At 69.6% G+C, this 18,952-nt stretch carries 14 protein-coding genes and 3 pseudogenes; 8 read left to right on the top strand and 9 right to left on the bottom strand.

Going from position 1 to position 18,952, the window contains the following annotated elements:
* Window positions 1-241: 241 nt before the first annotated feature.
* On the bottom strand, window positions 242-4,519 hold the full coding sequence (locus J3486_RS44945; protein WP_207820825.1) for a ricin-type beta-trefoil lectin domain protein: 4,278 nt from the start codon (window positions 4,517-4,519) through the stop codon (window positions 242-244).
* A 444-nt stretch (window positions 4,520-4,963) separates the two neighbouring features.
* Between J3486_RS44945 and J3486_RS15070 the strand changes: the two are divergent.
* The 4 genes and pseudogenes from J3486_RS15070 to J3486_RS15085 all read left to right on the top strand — a co-directional run.
* Window positions 4,964-5,236, top strand: a pseudogene (locus J3486_RS15070) (transposase); the annotation flags it as partial.
* A gap of 97 nt (window positions 5,237-5,333) precedes the next feature.
* A complete protein-coding gene (locus J3486_RS15075; protein ID WP_207820826.1) occupies window positions 5,334-5,699 on the top strand; it encodes a hypothetical protein in 366 nt (121 codons plus the stop codon).
* A gap of 146 nt (window positions 5,700-5,845) precedes the next feature.
* On the top strand, window positions 5,846-6,649 hold the full coding sequence (locus tag J3486_RS15080; protein WP_207820827.1) for a hypothetical protein: 804 nt from the start codon (window positions 5,846-5,848) through the stop codon (window positions 6,647-6,649).
* Window positions 6,650-6,775: 126 nt separating this feature from the next.
* A complete protein-coding gene (locus J3486_RS15085) occupies window positions 6,776-7,045 on the top strand; it encodes a hypothetical protein (protein WP_229378072.1) in 270 nt (89 codons plus the stop codon).
* Window positions 7,046-7,154: 109 nt separating this feature from the next.
* Here the strand turns inward: J3486_RS15085 and J3486_RS15090 are convergent, their stop codons facing one another.
* The 3 genes from J3486_RS15090 to J3486_RS15100 are packed head-to-tail and all read right to left on the bottom strand — an operon-like array spanning window position 7,155 to window position 9,640.
* Window positions 7,155-7,730: a transcriptional regulator gene (locus tag J3486_RS15090; protein ID WP_207820828.1), complete on the bottom strand. Its 576-nt coding sequence runs from the start codon at window positions 7,728-7,730 to the stop codon at window positions 7,155-7,157.
* Window positions 7,731-9,386, bottom strand: coding sequence for a DNA-binding transcriptional regulator (locus J3486_RS15095; RefSeq protein ID WP_207820829.1), 1,656 nt, complete (start codon window positions 9,384-9,386; stop codon window positions 7,731-7,733).
* The gene (locus J3486_RS15100; RefSeq protein ID WP_307804818.1) at window positions 9,386-9,640 is read right to left on the bottom strand and encodes a hypothetical protein; all 255 of its coding nucleotides are present in this window, start codon (window positions 9,638-9,640) and stop codon (window positions 9,386-9,388) included. The genes J3486_RS15095 and J3486_RS15100 overlap by 1 nt, the downstream gene beginning before the upstream one ends.
* 597 nt (window positions 9,641-10,237) lie before the next feature.
* On the opposite strand from J3486_RS15100, the pseudogene J3486_RS44085 reads away from it, so the two are divergent.
* Window positions 10,238-10,414, top strand: a pseudogene (locus tag J3486_RS44085) (cytochrome P450); the annotation flags it as partial.
* 227 nt (window positions 10,415-10,641) lie between these two features.
* On the opposite strand, the gene J3486_RS15105 reads toward J3486_RS44085, so the two are convergent.
* A complete protein-coding gene (locus J3486_RS15105; protein ID WP_207820830.1) occupies window positions 10,642-11,205 on the bottom strand; it encodes a cysteine hydrolase family protein in 564 nt (187 codons plus the stop codon).
* A 708-nt stretch (window positions 11,206-11,913) separates the two neighbouring features.
* Between J3486_RS15105 and J3486_RS15110 the strand changes: the two genes are divergently transcribed.
* Window positions 11,914-12,381, top strand: coding sequence for an SUKH-3 domain-containing protein (locus tag J3486_RS15110; protein WP_207820831.1), 468 nt, complete (start codon window positions 11,914-11,916; stop codon window positions 12,379-12,381).
* A 5-nt stretch (window positions 12,382-12,386) separates the two neighbouring features.
* On the opposite strand, the gene J3486_RS15115 is transcribed toward J3486_RS15110, so the two are convergent.
* Complete coding sequence (locus tag J3486_RS15115) at window positions 12,387-13,985, bottom strand: ISL3 family transposase (protein ID WP_207820832.1); 1,599 nt, start codon at window positions 13,983-13,985, stop codon at window positions 12,387-12,389.
* Between the two features lie 182 nt (window positions 13,986-14,167).
* Here J3486_RS15115 and J3486_RS45190 point away from each other — a divergent pair.
* Window positions 14,168-14,251 (top strand): annotated as a pseudogene (locus tag J3486_RS45190) (hypothetical protein); the annotation flags it as partial.
* Window positions 14,252-14,284: 33 nt separating this feature from the next.
* Window positions 14,285-14,482 (top strand): FG-GAP repeat protein, encoded by a 198-nt coding sequence (locus J3486_RS44090; RefSeq protein ID WP_229378073.1) that lies wholly within the window; start codon window positions 14,285-14,287, stop codon window positions 14,480-14,482.
* A gap of 1,047 nt (window positions 14,483-15,529) precedes the next feature.
* Here the strand turns inward: J3486_RS44090 and J3486_RS15125 are convergent.
* From J3486_RS15125 to fxsT, 3 genes are all read right to left on the bottom strand, one after another.
* On the bottom strand, window positions 15,530-15,811 hold the full coding sequence (locus J3486_RS15125; RefSeq protein WP_207820833.1) for a hypothetical protein: 282 nt from the start codon (window positions 15,809-15,811) through the stop codon (window positions 15,530-15,532).
* A 188-nt stretch (window positions 15,812-15,999) separates the two neighbouring features.
* A complete protein-coding gene (locus J3486_RS15130) occupies window positions 16,000-16,296 on the bottom strand; it encodes a hypothetical protein (RefSeq protein ID WP_229378074.1) in 297 nt (98 codons plus the stop codon).
* Window positions 16,297-16,357: 61 nt separating this feature from the next.
* Window positions 16,358-18,922 (bottom strand): FxSxx-COOH system tetratricopeptide repeat protein, encoded by a 2,565-nt coding sequence (gene fxsT / locus J3486_RS15135; protein ID WP_207820834.1) that lies wholly within the window; start codon window positions 18,920-18,922, stop codon window positions 16,358-16,360.
* Between the last annotated feature and the right edge of the window lie 30 nt (window positions 18,923-18,952).

An 18,952-nucleotide genomic window follows, 5' to 3' on the forward strand; every position in this document is an offset into this window, starting at 1 on the left:
GAGGAACTGGACGCCGCGCCGCGGCCGCTGATCAACCGTGCAGCCACGCTGCCGGCGGCCAGGGCGGCTACGCCCTCGGCGGTGAAGCCGAGAGCGGTCTGCGATGCGGTCCATCCCAAGCGTGTCTGGCCATGGTGAGGGGCCCATGATGTGACGTAGGCCCATGGGTGTGCCCCCCGATGACATCGGGGGGCACACCTTTCTCGGATCGTCCTCGTCCACAACCCTCAGCGCATCGGGATCACCTCACCGGGACCGTGTGCCAGCGCTGGGGGCGGCTGCCGGTGCAGTCCCAGATCTGGGCTCGGGTTCCGTTGGCCGTGGCGCCGTTCGGGAGGTCCAGGCAGCGGCCCGAGGCCTTGTTCTGGATGGAGCCGTCCGCGCGGACGATCCACTTCTGGTTGTCTCCCGTGTTGCACGTGAAGAGCTGGAGCTGGTGGCCGTTGGGCCAGGGCCCGGTGCCGGGGGCGTCCAGGCAGCGGCCCCAGGCGCGGAGGGTTCCGTCGGGTGCGGACTTCCACGTCTGGGAGACGCCGGTACCACAGGTGTACGCCTGGACGTTCGCGCCGTCCGCGGAGGCGGATCCGGCGACGTCGAGGCAGACGCTCTGCGTCACGTCGGTGGCGATGTTGCCGGCGACGCTCGCCGGGTCGAGGGAACCCTCGTGGATGACGACGTCGGTGAGGGAGCCCTTGAAGTAGTTCTGCGTCACTCCCTGCCGCTTGTAGCGGCCGAGCACCAGCGTCCCCGTGGAGGACTTCTTCGTCGCGTGCGTGCCCGTGGCGGCGAGGGCGTCATTCACGTACAGCGCGAGCTGCCCGGTCGTCGCGTTGTAACTGACGCTCAGCTTGTACCAGGTGCCGAGCTGCACCCGGGCGCTGCTGTTCTCGACATTGGTGGTGTCGAAGGCCCAGGCGCCGCTGTCGGCGTTGGCCATGCCGAGTCGCCAGACCACGTTTCCGTTGGACTGGAGGGAGGGCCAGACCATGAAGCCGCTGTTCTGGGTTCCGTCCTGGCTGACGACCACACCGTCCACGGCGCTCGGCTTCGCCCAGACGGTGAGGGAGAAGGACTGCGTGGTGTCGATCTTCCGGCCCTCGGACTCGATGGCACCGTCGGAGCCGTTGAAGGTCGCGACCTTGGCCGGCGCGCCGTTGACGGTGTCATCGGTGAAGGTCACACCGCCCTTGACGACGCCGGCGAACTTCCCGTACGCGTCGGGGGTCTTGCCGCCGGTAGCGGCGGCCAGGCGCATCCGGTCGACGGGCGCGTCGGCGTCGCCGAGCGTGGCGGCGTCGGTCTCGAAGCCCGTGACGGTACCCGGCTTGGTGCCTGTGCCGCCGTTCTTGCCGCGCCAGAACTTCAGCGTCCCGTCACTCTTGTTCACGGCCCAAAGGTCGGCGAGGCCGTCCTTGTTGACGTCGCCGACGGAGCCGATCTTCGGGTACGCGTCCGTCGTGATGCCGGTCAGGATGGTCGTACCGCCCGTCGGGGTGGCCAGGGCCGAGAGGTTGAGGCGTCCGTCCGCCCCGGTCTTGATCGCGTACGAGCGGATCGTGCCGTCGGCACGGCTGCGGGTCCACAGCGTGGGCTGCGGCTCACCGCTGGCGGAACCGGGGTTGATCAGTTCGTAGTCGTCCCACGTGCCGGTGGCGGAGACCAGTACGGCCTCGGCCCTGAGGCTGTTGATGGCGTCGGACCGGTACAGCCACAGGTTGCCTCGCTCGACCGCGAGGAGCGAGGTCCGGTCCGTCTCGGACTCGCCGTCGGACCCGGAAAGGGGTGCCTTGGCGGCACCGAGCGCGAGTATCTGCGTGGCCTCGGACCAGTCGGACACCCAGCCGGCGGGGGCCGTCGTGAGACGTGCTCCGTCCAGGCCCGCCCAGGTGGTCGGCTTGCTCAGCGTCGTGTAGGTCGGCAGCCGGCCCTCGCCGTTGTTCACGTACAGGTACAGATTGCCCTTGAGCGCCGGATTGGTCAGCGAGTGCGCGAAGACGTCGTCCGACGGCATGGACCGGAGCGCACCGCGGTGGGTGATGTCGGCATCGGCCCACGAAGCCCACTGCGGGGCGAGGCCGATCGGCGCCGCCTCACCGGTCGTCGGGTCGGTGTCCGCGGACAGGCTCCGCAGGTTGCCTGCCTTGTCGGGGAGCAGGATGTCCCCTCGTCCGTCGCCGGTGAGGTCGCCGGGGTTGCTGGTGCCTGCGGACGGGTCCCAGGGTGCGTAGAAGGTGTAGGGGAACGGCTGACTGTAGTTGCCCGCGTTGTCCATGGCCTGGGCGAAGATGGTGTTGGTGCCCCAGCGGCGCGGGGTGTACTTGAACGTGCCGCCCGTGCCGGCTACGACGCCCGCGTCCGTGCACTTCCAGCCGGTGGTCGGGGTCGGGTCCGTGGTCCACCGGACGCAGGCGGCGCCGGAGGCGTGCAGACCGTTGCCGGGCGCCGGGTCGGTGACCGCGACCTTGAAGGTGCCTTCCTGGTTGACCTTCAGTTTGGGAACGACGTTGAGTGTGCCGCTCCGCGGGAAGTCGGTCGAGCTGAGGGTGACGGCCGGCGGGGTCTTGTCGACCCGGAAGTAACAGGACTGCGTGGCGGGCGAGTTGAGCCAGCCGTCGCTGACGGCGGCGGCCCAGCCGTACTGGTGGCCGTCGGTGAGGCTGCCGCTCCAGTACTCGACGTCGCCGTAGCTGCCCGTCGGGCCGACGTTGTTGTACTGGTTGAAGCCCGAGTCGTTGTCGTCCCACATGTGGAACGTCGTCGTCAGCGCGTTGTAGCCGATCGGCGACCACGTGGCGGCGCGCAGCTTGATGTACTGGTTGGCGCCTACCCAGCCCGGGTTGTACCAGGGGTTCGACCCGCCGGGGGTCTGACAGTCGTTGTAGTTTCCGGTGCCGGCGAAGCCGGGGGTGGGGCTGGTGCGTGGGTTCCAGACGGTCGGCGCGATGTCGTACTCGATGGATACGACAGGGTCGGCGTCGAGGTCGTGCCGGTAGTACTTCTCGTACTCGTTCTCGGGGGCGAAACCGACGGTCCAGTTGGACCACTTGCCGTCGGCCGCCTTCTGGATCCAGGACGTCACGTCGTAGCTGATGGTGCCGTCGCCGACGATCGACGCGCTGCCGACCTTGTTGCATCCGGCCATGGTCGAGCCGGTGCCGCACGGTTGCTTGGCCCAGCTGGCATCGTCGGCGAGCGACCCCACGTCCCACAGGCCGATCGGCTTGTCGGTCGCGGGAGCCCTGGAATTGAGCACCTTGGCGAGGAGCGTCGCCCGGGAGATCCGGGCGGTGGTGCGGGAACCGTCGGAGTACAGCACGGACGGGATGCCGAGCTGGAAGTAGGCGCGGTAGCGGCCGTAGCCGTCGCAGTCCGAGTAGCCGCAGTAGCCGACGGACAGCGCGCTCTGGCTGTTGACGTTCACCTGGTTCGGGAAGTTCTCCTGCACCTCGGCGTTCTTCTGCCGTTTGGCCTCGGTGCTCACGACGGGGTCGAGGAACCAGGGTCCCGTGCCCTTCCCCAAGGTCTTCTGGTCGGGGGTGAGGACGAGGGCGTCCTTGGTTGCCACGACCTTCATCGCGGAGACCTTCGCGCCGTGACCGGGGCCCTCGGCCGAGGAGCGGACGGCGGCGGGCGCGGTGGGGCCCTTTGAGGGCGCGGCGTTGTGCGTCTTCTTCAAGGCTTTGGCGGCGGGCGGCGCCTTGTACGTGGAATCCCACTGGTAGGGCTTCGGCGCCCGCATCCGGGCCTGGCCGCGTTTGTCCTTGAGGACGATGTTGCCGCTCGCGTCGGCGGAGAGGTCGAGGCCGGTGGTGCGTACCGGGAAGCGGAGTTGCTTCAGGCGCGGGTCGGCGGCGGCCTTCGCCGTGCGGACGACGACGATCTCGCGCCAGCCGCCGTCGGCGAGTGCGGTCATCTTGAGGTCCACGCCGGGCAGGACCGAGGCGTACGTGGCGGTGGCGCCGTCCAGGCTCGGCTCGGGCAGCGCCCAAGGGGCCGAGATGGCGAACCGCTTGCCGTCGGCGGTGGTGATGGTGGCGAGGGGGCCGGTGCCGCCCCCGGAGAGTTCGAGGGCGGAGCTGGTCGTCCTGGGGACGACGGTGTTCCCGGGGCCCGCGACGAGTGTCGGGTCGAGGGACCGCCACCGGCCGTCGCGCTTGGCACGGACGTTCTGGGTGTGGGTCCGGGTCGACAGGGTCCGGCCGTTGGGCAGCGCGACGGTTTCCGTTGACTGCGTCGTCAGGGCGTCGACGGCAACGGCCTTGCCGGTCCGCTTGGCCTTGCGCAGCGCGTTCTGGACGGCCCTGGCTGTGGCGTCGACGGTGCCGCTCGCGCTCTTACCGGACTTCCCGGCTTGCTTACCGGGGCTCCCGGCTTGCTTACCGGAGTTCCCGGCCTGGTGCGTGTCGCCGGAGGCGCCTGGACCGGGAGGCGTCGCAGACGATGCAGACGATGCAGGCGTCGCCCCCTCGGCGAACGGGACGGCAGTCGCTCCGAGGGCGAACGCGGTGACGACGGCCACCGTGCCTCGGCCCAGAAGGCCTTGGGCAGGGACGCGAGCCGGTACGCCAAAGCGGCGTCTGGCGAATATTTCTGACATATGGTTAGAGAGTCCTCTCACACGACCCGCACGTTCGAAGCGGGATCTCGACCTGACCGCAAAATGCCGCCCCTGCACCTCGGCCGGGCACACCGACCAGACGTCCCGGCTGCTGCCGGACCGTCTACCAGGCCAAACACAGGCGCCGACCGGCTCGTCCTACGGCTGATCGGTATCGGAATCCAACCAGGCCCGGCCCCGTCAACAGCCTTGCTCGCCCCTACCCGAGAAGTCCCGGGACGCGATCCTGACCCACAGGCTCCACGTCCACGTCCCCGTCCCCGTCCACGTCGCCGTCGCCGTCGCCGTCCAGTGGCAGTAGGCATCGGCGGGCGATTGGGCCACTCATGCTGCCGACATCCGCCGATGCTGCCGACATCGGCCGACGGGCCGTCAGCCCGGACCGTGAAGCGCATCCGCGACGCCTTCTCCGTGATCGAGAAAGGCTCAGCGGAGATGGTCGCCGCCACCATCCGCGCGATCTTCGCGCAGAGCACTGCCGAAGCCGCCCGCAGCCGACTCGATGTCGTGGCAGACATGCTCGGACGCCAGTTCCCGCAGGTCAAAACCATGCTGCTGGACACGGCCGGAGACATCACAGCGTTCGCGGACTTCCCGCCGGCGCACTGGAAGAAGATCTGGTCCACGAATTCACCGACCCCCACCAGGCCGACGACGAATCGACCTCGCCCGCCACCTGCTGCACGGCCGCACCCTGCGCGCCACCGCACTGACCGTGCAGATCGCCGCTCTCGTCCGCGACGCCGGCAGCGCCACCGACATCGACGAGCGCGGCCGGCTGCTGCGCACCGAACTGGCCAACGCCGGCCTCACCGCGCTGCGCCCGCTCCTCGAACTCGCCCTCGCCTTCCACCACACCGTCACCGGCGAGCACGACCAGGCCGACGCCGACCTCGCCCGCCTCGCCGAGCTCACCGCCGACGGAGACCACGCCTACTACGCGGACCTGGCACGCTTCATGAACCCGCGCCACCCCCACGATCCCGGCCCCGACGCGACCACCTGGCTCGATGATGCCGAACTGGTCCGCGGGCGGTGGCGCGCACTCGTCGCCGGCCGCCGCTACAACAGAGCATCGTGATCCCTCGCGGGCCGTGGGCCGTGGGCCGTGGAGGCAGGGGGACGTGGGCGAGCGCCCTCCGTAGGCACGAGAGTCGGTAAAACAGGGACTCCGCCCCCTCACGAACGCCAGAATGGCCTGTTATCCACCAGGCAGAAAGGCCACTTGTGCTCCAGTTCGGCAACACACAGCACGTTCAGGTCCGCATCGATCCGACTCGGGCCAACCTCCTGCGGGGCTTCGACGTGCACCGCCTCACCATCTCGGCCGAACTGCTGCCCTCCGGGTTCGACCACGACCCGCTGTGCGAATTGAACGCAGATATCCACGTTGCCCATCCAAACGAGCGTTGGCTCGCCACAGCCAAACCTATGCGGGTCAGCCTGGCCAACCACAGTTCCACCGGCCTCCGTTTCACCTTTCCACTCACCAATCGGCAGCTGCTGGACCTGGAGGAACACCGGGCCGGGCACGATCTCCTGCTGGAGCTAGAGATCAGCGGTTTCCGCCAGTTCGACCACTCCTCCGCCGAGAGCCGCGAACAAGTTCGGGTCCCGGCCAGCGTGTGGCAGAACGAACTTGAGCGGCTGGGCAGCGCCTTCGGTTTCGCGCTCGCCATCCCGTTGCCGGCCCCCAACGGGGCGCGGCGCGATGCCGCATCGTTCTTGCAGAACGCCCGTCGACTTCTGCACGACGGCGAGTTCGACAAGGCGATCGGCAGCGCCCGCCAGGCCATGGAACGCGTCCTCGCAGCGGCCGACTGGCCTCCCATCAGCAGGAACGACGACCTTCACCAACGCAGCCAGGCTCAGCGGTGGCGCGCCATCTACAAGGCAGCATTCGACCTAGCATCGGGCGCCGAGCACGCTGACGAGATAACCAAAGACTTCGCCTACAGCCGTGGAGAGGCAGAGGCTCTGATCGCTATCGCGGCGAGTCTTCTTCGAGCTGTTCCTGCTCCCAGCTTGTAGCGGTCTCACCGCGCTCACGCCGCTATACACGTCTGTTCTGTTGCGGCTCGGGCTGCGCCTCCTCTCGTGCGCCCACGCCCCGACGTCCCCATGGGGTGCCAGGTCCAGCAGCAGTACGATCCGCTGGTGCACAGCCTCTCCCCGCTTCAGCAGCGTCAGCTCGGCCGTGGTGTCGCCGCCCTCATTCCTCAGTCCGGTACCGAGGTCTCCGCCGCAGGGCAGGCGGCCGCCGCGCTCGCGGCTCTGCAGACCGTCCCCGTGCATCCGGGAGTTCTGCAGGCGGCCGCGCTCCTCCTCGACCACCTCGCCACCACCGAAGCCGATGAAGACACCCAGGCAACCGCCGACGAGACGGCCCGGCTCCTACGCGCGGCCATGAATCTCCCCGCGGTCTGATCTCGTTCCCCATCCGCTGGCCAGGAGCTGCTCCGGGACAACGCCCGGGATCTGCAGCGTTCCCTCGCCTGTGCGAAGCGTCACGGGCTGCACATCGTGGCGGGTTGGTTCAGGCGGCGAAGCCGATGTTCATGACGTACTCGTAGGCGCCGTAGTCGGAGCCGAGGTCGGCGGTGATGTCGCTGAACCACGCCTGGTCCATGGCGTCGTCGTCGCCGGCCGCCCAGGCTTCGACCATGCGGTCCCAGTGGCGCACGTTCAGCGTGCGGAAGGACACCTCGCGCACGTGGGGGCGGGGGACCTGGGACTGGTTGAGGGGGTGGAACTCCACCCGGGTGCCGCGGCCGTCCTTGTTGAGGCGCTGCAGGAGGTGGCGGGCGACGTTGTGGCGGCGGACTTGCCGGTAGGCGGCCTCGAGTTGGGCGAGGCTCTTCTTCGAGGGGGTGGTGTTGCGCTCGGCCCAGCGTTTGAGGGTGCGGTCGGAGACGGTCAGGCCGGCCGCGCGGGCGGCGGCTTTCGCATGCTCGGTGCGGGTGAGGTAGTTCAGGCGGGCGAGCATGCCGCGGCGCTGGGTGACGGGGGTGGCGATGAAGTCGACGAGGTTGTCGAGCTGGCGGGCGGCTGCCTCGTACCCCTTGATGCCCTGGGCGCCGAACTTGCCGAACTCGTGGTTTCTGTCCGGCACTTACGCCTCCTCGGGGTGGGGCACCGCCGCGTCCGGGGCGCCCGCCGTGTAGCTGTCTTTGATCTTGACTTCGGTAACGCCGCGGCCCTCGGGGAAGACACGGCGCCACTCGCCGATGACGTGGAGTTCGTCGGTGCCCATGGCCCGTACGACCGTCAGTCCCTCGTCGTGGGCCTTCAGCGCCTTCATCCACAGGTTGGCGAAGGCCTGGGAGCGGATCAGGTGCATCCAGTCGGGGCGGTACAACTCCCGGTTGTAGTTCGAGGTGCCCATGGTGGAGACGAACTTGGAGTACATCGCCTTCACATACTCCAGGGTCACCTCGTCGCCGTCGGCGATCGCCCGGTCGCGGGCGTCCTTGAGGGCGATGCGGAACTTCTCCAGCAGACCCTCGGTCGCACCCGAGGTGTAGGACTCGTGGATCTCGGGCGCCTCGCACAGCCCGTACTTGGGGCCGGACAGGCGTTGCAGCAGGCGCAGCGTCGGTTCGGTCACCCACAGCGGGCCGGGCTCGTCGCGCTGTCCGAGCGGGTTCGGGAGGACGTCGCCGTGGTCCCAGTGCGGCGGAGTGATCAGGTGGACGCCGGCCCGGCGGCGGTCGTGGCCGATCCCGCCCGCGGAGTGCTCCAGCTGCCCCAGCGGCAGATGGGTCTTCAACGCGGAGAGGTAGGCGCCGTTCATGTCGAGAGCGGTCACCTGATGCTCACCCGGGGGCAGCTCGGCCCGGGTCCACTTGGGGCGGGCCTCCCAGATCTGGTCGGCGCCGTGCGCGGACTGCTTCTTGAGGATGTCCGGCATCCACGGGTGGGCGATCACGTCGTAGCGGCCGCCGATCCGTGTCGCGTCCAGCAGCGCCATGGCGTCCGGGATGGCCTTCTTCACCAGTGCCGCGGTCGCTGTCTCCACGTCGCCCGCGCTCGCGGCCAGTGCCGCCTCGACGGCCTGGCCGATCAGATCGGCCGGCCCGGTGGAGGGCTGGAAGGCGCGGCCGCGCGGCGGCTTCGACTGCTGCTGGGGGCGGCGGGCCGGGGCGGCCTGCCGGTGGCCAGAGCGGGCGCCTGCGTCGGCGGGGCGGGCGGGCTGCTCCGGGGGCGGCGCGGCCGGCGCCGGTTTCTGCTCCCGGGTCTTGGGTGCGGGGGCGGCCGGCCGGCAGTCGGCGGGATCGAGGTGCTGCGCAAAGCCTGCCACCCGCTGTCCGGCCGGATGCGCGCACAGCACGCACGGCTCCGGCACGATGAGCACCTCGACCTCCTCGCCGTCCCCGTCGTCGTCGGGCGTCAGTGCAGCGCTCGCAGTGTCCGATGCGGCCGGTGCGGCCGGCGCGGCCGGCGCGGCCGGCGCCGGGAGCGCCGCCTCCTCGCTCTGCGATGCGGCGGACGCAGCGGGGGAAGCGGGTGGAGCGGGGGAAACGGGTGGAGCGGCCTTCGCGGCGAGGCCGTCCAGGAGGTAGGCGTACTTCGTACGGGCCTCGCCCGAAGGGTCCCGGCCCGCCTCCCAGCCGGCCAGCGTGGACGGACTGACGCCCAGGGCCCGCGCGACTTGCGCCTTGGACAGATGAGCCTGCTCACGCAGTTCCCGCCGCACAGACGCATCCGGCAGGCCGGCCTCGGGAGCGACGGAGGCGAGCAGGGAATCGATCGCGTCGAAGTCGCTCATCACCGGCTCTCCTTCGCGTCCCCGCGCTGGGCGCGGCGCCGCTCGGCGAGGGCCGGGGTGACGGTTTCCTTCACCCGCTGCTGGCCCCAGCCGGTGATCTCGGCGGCCCGGCCGATCCGGCCGTGTACCGGACGCCCGGTCACCGGGTCCCGGGCCAGGAAGGTGCGCAGCGCGGCAGCAACACGTTCCTCGGCGGCCTTCAGCACCGCGACCGCTTCAGCCAGTTCACGCTCATCCTCTTCCCTGCCTGACACACCACCATCATCGGCATTTCGGTGACAATTGTCAAAGTATTGATGGTCGCCATATTAGCGATGTGGGTGTGCTCGGCCCTGTGCGGTTCAGGTCTGCCAGGAGCGCAGGCGGCCGGCGATGCCGTAGACGGTCAGCCGCAGGGCCCGGACCCTCAAGGCAGCCTCGAGGGATCACTCGATGAGCCCACGAGCGTTCCCTCCATGCGCGGCACACCCTCACTCGAGCAGGCCCCCACAGGATGCGTTCCACACCCACACCGCACGCGGGGACCCCGCCCACGCGGGACCGGATCCCCGCCCGCCGGGAACTCCACCACACCGACACCCACAGCATCCACCTCATCGCCACCCCGGCACCGAGCAGCCCACCCGCGTCTGCACCCGCCGCGGAGGAATCACCGCCCAGCCCGCCACCGACCGCGCCTTGGCGCAGACGAGAGCGAGTTGCTCAAGAGATCCACGGCGCCACCAGGAAACCGGCCTCACACATACGGACGCTGCCGCATCCGTTGCACGAGACCCACAGCACGCCCCGTCGTCCAGCCACCCCCGCCAACACGACAGGAACCTTCCCCACCCGAACAGCCAGCACGTGTCCTGGACCCAGACGCATCCGACCGCCACACCGAGCACCGGGCCTCACGCAGCCGGGGCCCGGCCACCCACGTGGACATCCTCGGTCTCACCGTCTGGCCGGTCAGTGAACCCACTCTTCTGAAGCAACTACTCACAAGCCCGCAGGTCTCCAAGGACGGCCGCGCCCACTGGCCTGCTGATTTCACCGGGAGCCAGCGCGGTGGGCAGACTGGTCTCCAGTGCGGCTCCGCTGCCAAAGGGGGCACTGCCGTCGGGCAGGGTCCACTTGCAGGAGAGCACGCGGCTGCCCGCGGCCCGTGCGGTCGCGGTGGTGTCGGTGACGGCGACAGAGACGCCGCGGGTTTCGTCGGGCGCATCCGGGCCGGTGCGGACACCGCGTCCACACCGACGAGCGCGGCCTTTTGCTACCGCAGTGCGACAGCCTTGAGCCAGTCGTCGACGGCGAGGACATCCGCCCACTGCGGGAACAGCTTCTCGGTGAGCATCCGATGCACCTCGGGGTCGGTGTCGAGGCAGCCGTCTGCCAGGACGGTGAGGCCGAAGTCCAGGTCGACGGCGTGCCACAGCGTGGACAGCACGACCGCGCTGGTGGCGATGCCGGTGAGAACGAGACTGTCGATGTCGCGAGCCCTGAGCACCAGATCGAGGTCGCTTCCCGAGAACGCGCTCCCCCGCCGCTTGGTCACCACGATGTCCCCTTCGAGCGGCGCAACGTCCTGATGGATCTCAGTCCCAGGAGCTCCCTCGGTGAACAGGCCGGCGCGTATGACGTTCGCCATCACCCGGCTGCGCGGACTGACTTCCGGGTCGCCCGGCCGCAGCCCCATCACCACGTAGATGACGGGGATTCCGGCAGCACGGGCCCCCTCGATCGCCCTGCGCAGGCGCGGCAGATATCCGCAACCGTCGTCGGCGATCGCCACGACGTCTCGTTGGACATCCATGACCAGAAGTGCACTGTTCGCCATGCGAGCCGTCCGTCCCTTCGTCGTTGGAACGACAGCAATTCTGCTGGACCAGGCGGGCCCAGGCGGAGGATTCCCGGATCCTGAGCGATCCGTCGAGGACTCAACGTCATGACCCACCTCCCTCTCTGTTCACGCCCACACGTCCACACGTACGCGACCGCTCGACCCGCAGAGAACGCTCCGCGAACCGGCCGGCGCCACCGCAGATCCCAACTGCCCCTCGACGACGCCCGAGGAGTCCGAAGAGTCTCCTGCTCACCGCCAGCCTGACCGCCGACACACCCACGCAGCTGCTCGCCGGAGGCGCGGGAAGCATCCGAACCGCCGGGCTGGCCGCTGGCCGAAATCGCCTTGCCCGTATCGCAGTTGGCGCCGGGCGCTGCGGACACCGCACCTGTTCGGGTGCACCCGTTTCGACCGGCGCGAGCAACTGACGGCTGCCCGGTTCGCCCCAAGGCCCGTCCCTGGCGGCCTCCTTCGCGCGGGGCCCGCTCTGCCCAGGACTGTCAACCCGACGGCCCACACGGGCAGTCACGCGCTCCGCCCACACGGCCACGGACGGGCCGCGTTCCGGCCACGCTGCCGGTGGCTTTGTAGCTGAGGTGGGGCTCTGGTCCACTTCTTGTGGTGCGGTAACAGGCTGTTCTCTCTCGGGTCGTCTGCTGGGATGATCGCCTCATGTTTCAAGCTGGGGGGGCTGGGCCTGTCATGAGCGAGTGGTCGCCGGAGGTGCTTGAGGTTCTGGAGGCTTCAGGATGGACGGCAGGCAGGCGGGTCGACACGACCGGCTGGCGGTCCAGGTTCGAAGCGGTCGGCATCGTCATGCACGACGCTGCGGAGAGGTTTCTCCAGGAGTTCGGAGGGCTGACCGTGAGTATCGGCGGCCCGGGAGTCACCGTTGCCCGGGAACCATTCGAGCTGGACCCGGAGCTGGCATGGGGAGAGGATGACCGGTTCTCCGAGTGGAGTGATTCCTTGGGGAAACGTCTCTTCCCGCTCGGAGAGCTCGATCATGGCCGATTCTTTCTCGGTATCGATGAGGACAGTGAGATCTACCTTGTCGAAACCTGGGTCGCCAGCTTCGGGCCAATGCCGCACGCCCTCGAAAATCTGATCCTCGGCGTGATGCCCCGCAGGATCGATGACGATCACCGGCAGTCGGACCAGGCCCGCTGACATGGTCATTGGGTGAGCAGGACGCGCTTGCGGAGGAGCTCGAATCCTGCGCGACCGAACATCTGGCGCTTGAGCATCTTGATCCGGTTGACATGGCCCTCGACGACACCAGAGTTCCACGGCTGGAAAAGTCCGGCGACGACGGCGTCAAGGTCGCGTTCGAGGTGGTGAGCGAACCGGCTGAGACTGGGCAGGCCGGTAGCTGCCCTGGCTGATTCGATCCACTCTGGCAGTTGGTCGCCTTGCAGGTCGGTGACCATGTGGGCGAACGTCCGCACGTGCTTGGCGAGGACGTCCAGCTCTGGGCAGTTGGCCAGCACGGCCTTGAGCTGAATCCGGTGGCTCTCGACCAGGGCGTCCGGGTGGGTCAGGAGCCAGCGGGTCACGGTGCGGGCCGATGGCGGCCGGGGTCCGATCGGCTGAGGTTTGCCGCGCAGAGTCCTGCTCACGTAGTTGCGGACGTTGCCGTAGCCGTCCGGGTAGCCCTGCTCTCTGATCTCCTCCCACAGCTTCCAGGCGTTGGTGCAGCCTTCCTGCCAGCGCAGGTGGAGGTAGGGCTTGTATGCGTCGAGCTTGGTCGCGCGGCTTTGCCACTGGCCGGTGAACAGCTCCTCCGGGGTGGTGGCGCGGGAGAAGCGCAGGATCGTGTTGAGGGTCATGCCGAGCTGCCGGGCGACGGACCGCTTGCTGTGGCCGGCCTTCAAAAGCGCGTGGATGGTGGCGTGCTTGGCGCGGGTGCGTTCGGCGAACCGGTGGCCCGTCGGCCAGGGCGATGACGCGGCCGGCTCCGCCTCCTCCGGTGGTTGATCAAGCGGTGCTGGTGCGGGGCGCAGGCAACCGCGGTGTCGGTCGACGCACTTCTCGGCGGCTTCGCCCAGGTTGTGCCAGAGGTGCCACCGGTCCGCGATCTGTATGGCCTGTGGGGCACCACGGCTCGCGCCCTCGGCGAAGAAGGGGGCTCGGTCGCGGCAGACGATCTCGATGCCGGGCCGCTCGGCGAGCCAGGCCGCCAGCGTGTCCGCCTCCCGATCCGGCAGGAGATCGATCGGGCGACGTGTCTCGACGTCGACGAGCACAGTTCCGTAGATGCGTCCCTTCCGCTGGGCGTACTCGTCCACGCCGACCACGCGGGGCGCCGTGATCGGAGGATCCGGCAGCGAGGCGATCAGCCTCAGCAGGGTATTCCGGCTGACCGGTGCCCCGAAGACGTCCGTCATGCGAGCCCCGGCCCGGCCCGCGAGCGCGAGGCCGATCGAGGTGAGCGTCGATCGCAGCCGTTCCGTCCGTCGGCCGAACCGGCGGGTGAGCCCCGGCACCTGCTCGGCGAGAGTCTTGCGCGAACAGGAGCCCTCCGCGCAGACGAACCGGCGCACCCTCAATGTCACCACGACGGACTTGCCCGCCGTCGGTAGATCGTGAGGAAACCGCAGATAGGAGCCGTGTATTCGCCCCGACAAGTACCCGCAGCCAGGGCAGGTCGCCTGCCGAGCAGTGCTCAGGGCCTCGATCCGAACGACCTTGTCGGTTGCCTCGACCGACTCCACCAACACGTTCTCCTGCGAGGAGAACAGCAACTCATCGAGTTCCGGCCGTACTTGGTTCACGGCGTAGCACTGTCGGCCACACCGTGCACCGACCAGGCGCTTTTCGGGCCATCTCAGCCAGTCTCACGAGGCGATCGATAGTCACGCTGCGTACGCGACCACACGAAGTGGACCAGAGACCGCAACCACGGACATAACCACCGCCGGCTCAGGCCGCCACCGGCTCACGGTCGGCGGCCCACGCCGGTGATCTCGACGGTGACGCCTTCGGCGATCTCGCTGCCGGCGCCCCCGAAGGGACGACCGCGGGGTACACGAAGGCGGGCCACGTCTCGGTCGCGTACGGCACCACCCAGGGCGTGCGCACGTCCCGCCACAAGGGGATCACCCCGCGCACCTCGGGCATCCCGGGGACGCCGCAGGCGGGTGACCGGTTCGGAACGGCGATCGCCGTCGGCGACGTGGACAACGACCGGTACGCCGACCCGGTCATCGGCTCGGGCAGCGAGGCGATCGGCGCCGTACCGCGGCATCACCCGCCCCCCGCCACACACTAGGACCACGTCCGCCGCCAACCCGCGTCAGCCGAACCAGACCTCCCCGCACCCCGTCGACAATCGTCTCCGCCACCTTCTGGACGTCCCGATCACCAGCCGTAGAATCCGGAACCCGACGACGACAGCAGCTGAAAAGGGAGTGCGTGGAGCGCAGGCGAGGACCTGTGGCCGGCCGGCCCGCACCGCAGCCCCACACAGGTTCCGAGAAAGACTCGTGGACCGGGTCGCCCGAAACACGCGCAGGCGCGGACGCCGACGTGCACACGGTCGTGAGCGCGATACCGCGCGGGGTCAAGGACGAGTTCCGGTACGACGCCCTGCCCTGGCACCGGTTCGAGCACTTCTACGGGCCCGGTGAGGAAGTCCCCGCCCGCCTCGCGGCACTGGCCTCCGGCGATCCGCAGGCCGCCCCCCGGTCCCTGAGCGAGTTGTGGAAGCACCTCCAGCACCAGGGCAGCACCCATCGCGGTGGGAGCACCGGCCGTACCGTTCCTGATCCGCATCGCCACCACCGCCCATCCCCGACTCCGCGCCGGCATCCTGCGCCTGACCGGTGAAATCGCACGATGCCAGCACCTCGGGGGCGGACGGCGCGAAGGCCTTCTCCAGGTCACCGCAGACCCCTTCGGTGTGGGGGGGCACGGGCACCATCATGGGCCCCACGAACTGGACCATCCAGGCTGCCCGCCCGGCCATCACGGACGACCTCGACCTTCTCATCCCCCAACTCCCCGACACCGACCCCGCCGTACGCTCTACGACTGCAGTCGTCCTGGCGGCGGGCGACGCCTGGACGACTGCCGCGGCGACGTCGTCGACGTCTGTGTCGGGCCAGGCTTCCGGATCGCGGGCCGGCTCCCGGCGCGCGCGGGAGCGCGCCGAGTCTCCGACCATGCTTTTACGACGGGCGTGCTCTGCCCTGTTCGCCGTGCTCAAGGGTGAGTTGAGTGGCTTGGCAACTGCGGTGAGGGCTCTGGCAAAAAATCTTGGGGAGTCGTCGCGGCAGGTGACGGCGTCCTTCGGCAGAGGGCGCAAGTCCGGGGCCCGTCAACGTTCTCGCATTCTGGTCCACCACCAGCCGAACACCGCCAGCTCAACATGGTTGGGGTCGGGCAGGGTGCGGCGCTCGAATTCCTCATCGATGCGTGTGATCAGCCGGCCCAGGTCCCGTTGCGCTCCGGGAGGAAGGTGCCGCATCGCCCGCTCGAGGTCATCACGGGCGTCTCCCACCCCGGGCGACTCGAACTCGAAGGCGTCCAGGTAGCGTCCCGGCTGGTCAAAAGCTCGCTCGAAACACGAGAGCGCATTGGCGACCGCGTCGGGCCACATCTCCTGGTCTTCGACCCGGCGGATCGCTGCACGCGTCTGCGCAGAGACACCGCGAACTCTCTGGACCGAACACTGCCATCGTGGCCGCCACCGCTCTGCGCGGACGGCCTTGGGACGCCTACGCGGCATCGCCCTTTCGGATCAGCATGAGGCCATCCTGCCACGGGTGGGCGGCTGCTCGCGCAGTGTTACTGGAGCAGGATCATCTTCCGGAGCAGTTCGAATCCGGCTCGGCCGTAGAGCCGGCGCTTGATCTTCCTGATGCGGTCGACGGCGCCCTCGATGCTGCCGGCGTTCCAGGTGAGAGCGAGCCCAGCCAACACCACGTCAAGGTCCCGCAGAAGGTGGAGCGCGAAGCCGGTGAGACCGGGGAGCTGACGGGCGTCGACGGCATCGATCCAGGGTGGGAGCGTGGCGCCGCCGCGGTCGGTGAGGGTCTCGCCGAAGCCGCGGGCGTGCGCAGCGGCCGCGGTGTCCGTGAGCACGGCCCCGTCGCAACGAACCCCTGCACGCCCCTCCCCCGCTGCCAGCAGGTCGCCCGTTCGCTCATGAAGGTGGGGCCGAGGACCGGCCTGCCCCGGGCGGTGTCTGCTGTCCGGCCTTGGCTGCGGCCGCGGCGCGGCGGGCGACAGCGAGGTTGTCCCGGCTGAGCACCGTACTGGGGTGGTCCGCGCCCAGCGTGCGCTCGCGGTGGGCGAGATTGACCTCGTGCAGGTGGACGGCCCGCTGAGGATCACCTGCCTGACGACAGGTGACGGCGAGACTGTTGCGGGTGTGCATGGTCTTGCGGTGACTCTCGCCGAGCACACGCTCGCGCTGGACGAGAGTGGTCTCGTACAGGCGCACCGCCCGGTCCAGGTCGCCGGTCTTGCGGCAGACAGCGGCGAGATGACCGCGGGTGGCCATGGTGTCGGGATGGCTGTCGCCCATGATGTCCTCGAGCTGGGCGAGCGCCAGCTCGAACAGAAAGATCGCCCGGTCGTCGTCACCGCGTGCCGCGTAGGCGTGGGCGAGTTCGGCGCGGCTGTTCATCGTGTGCGGGTGCATGTGTCCCAGCACCTGTTCCCGCCGCTCCAGATTGCGTTCGAGCAGGGGGACGGCCCGGTCCAGGTCGCCGGTGTCCTTGTAGGCCAGCGCGAGCCAGTTGTAGCTGGTCAGTGTCTGGGGGTGTGTCTCGCCCAGTACCTGTCGGCGCTGGGCCAGGTTGCGTTCGAGCAGGGGCAGGGCCCGCTCCAGGTCGCCGGCGTCCTTGTAGGCGAGCGCGAGGTTGTGACGGCTGGTCATCACGCCGGGATGGGTGGGTCCCAGCACGTGCTCCCGCTGGGCCAGCGTGGCCTCGTGCAGGCGGACGGCCCGCTCGTGCTCTCCCGCCGACTCGTAGGCGAGGGCGAGGTTGTTGCGGCTTCTCAGCGTGGCGGGATCGCTGTCTCCCAGGAGCCGCGCACTCTGTTCGACGATCGTCTCGCCCAGGGAGATCGCCTTGCGGAAGTCACCGGCTTCCGCATAGGCGCTGGCCAGATTGTGGCGGGTGTTCATCGTGTCGCGGTGTTCCTCGCCCAGCTGGAGTCGCATCCGCGCAAGCACGTCCTCGTACAGTCTCAGCGCCCCGTCGACGAGCCCGACCGACAGGCAGACCCGCGCGAAGCCGCTGAGGGTGTTCAGCGTGTCCGGGTGCGTGTAGCCCAGTTCGCGCACCCGGTACTCGGCCACCGTCTCGTACAGCTCGACGGCCGACAGCCCGTCCCCGGAGTCCAGGAGCGCGTCGGCGAGCACGACCCGGGCGGTGAGCGTACGCGGGTGGGTGTCCCCCAGCGTCTCCTCGTACTGCGCCAGTGTGGCGGCGCGCAGGAGCACCGTGTGGGCGTTGCGGCCCAGGCGGGACAGATAGCGGGCCACGACGCGCCAGGCGCGGACGGCGTCGTCCGTGGCCACGTATCCGGACGGCGTCGACACGGCGAGCGCCACGACATCGGGGACGATCCGCCCCCAGCCCCCGAAGGCGTCGCTGTCGCCCGACAGCGCCGACCACACCAACCGCTCGGCGTCCCTGCGGCCCGGCCAGCCGGGACGCTCGCGCAGCACCGTCTGGACGAGCCGGTGCACGCTGACGCTCCTGCGGTCCTCGCTGAACGACACCATGTTGTACGCATGCAGCACTCCCAGCGCCTCCCCCAGGGCGAGGGCGTCGTCGGCCAACGGCGCGAGCAGCACGCGCGGAACCTCGTCGGGGGCCAGCCAGGCCATGGCGTCGAGGATGCGGATCGCGGAGGGGTTGCGGGCCCGGACCGCGTCGAGGGTGTGGTGCCAGATACGGGCGATGGTGCGTTGCGGGTCGATGCCTCCCGGGGCGCTGTCCATCACGCGTTCGAGCATGTCCAGGTAGTCGGGCATGCAAGCCCCGGTCTCGTACAGATACGCGCCGGCCTGTTCGAGCGCGAGAGGCAGATGGCCGAGGAACGCGGCCAGCTGCTCCGCCTCCGCGCGCTCCGGTCCGGTGAGCACACGTCCTCGCCCGAAGGCGAGCGTGCTCAGCAGGTCGGCCGACGCCTGCGGGCTCAGCAGCCCCAGCGCGACAGTGGGCGCGATGCTGTGCCAGCCGGTGGCGGTGCGGCTGGTGGCCAGATGGTGGCCGTCGGGGAGGGAGCCGAGGCAGTGGCGCAGGTCACGGGGATCCTCCACGTTGTCGTGGATGAGCAGCCATCCCGGATGCCACTGCAGCCACAGCATCGCCCAGGCCGCCCGTTCCTCCGTGCCCACACCTGCCCCCGCGGCCCACTGCGGACACAGCCGGACGGCCAACGCCGCGAGCCCGGCCAGGATCTGCTCAGCGCTCTCGGCGCCGATCCACCACACCAGGGTGTAGTCATGCCGGTAGGTGTGGGCGTAGTGCAGGGCGAGGGTGCTCTTGCCGATCCCGCCGAGGCCGTGGACGACCCGGGCGGCCTGGGTGACGGCGGCTTCACCGGCCTCCTTCAACTCGCGCCGCAGAGCCGCGAGTTCCTCCTCGCGCCCGACGAAGACGCCCGAGGCCGATCCCGGCAGGTTCCCGGCCCCGGGCGGCGCCTGGGCATCCCGCGCCCAGGCCACCGCCTCGGCCGGCAGTGTCACCACCCGCGCACCGTCCCCGGTGATCGCCACGCT

The organism is Streptomyces sp. VRA16 Mangrove soil, from assembly GCF_017377775.1.
In the GTDB taxonomy this organism is placed as follows: Bacteria; Actinomycetota; Actinomycetes; order Streptomycetales; family Streptomycetaceae; genus Streptomyces.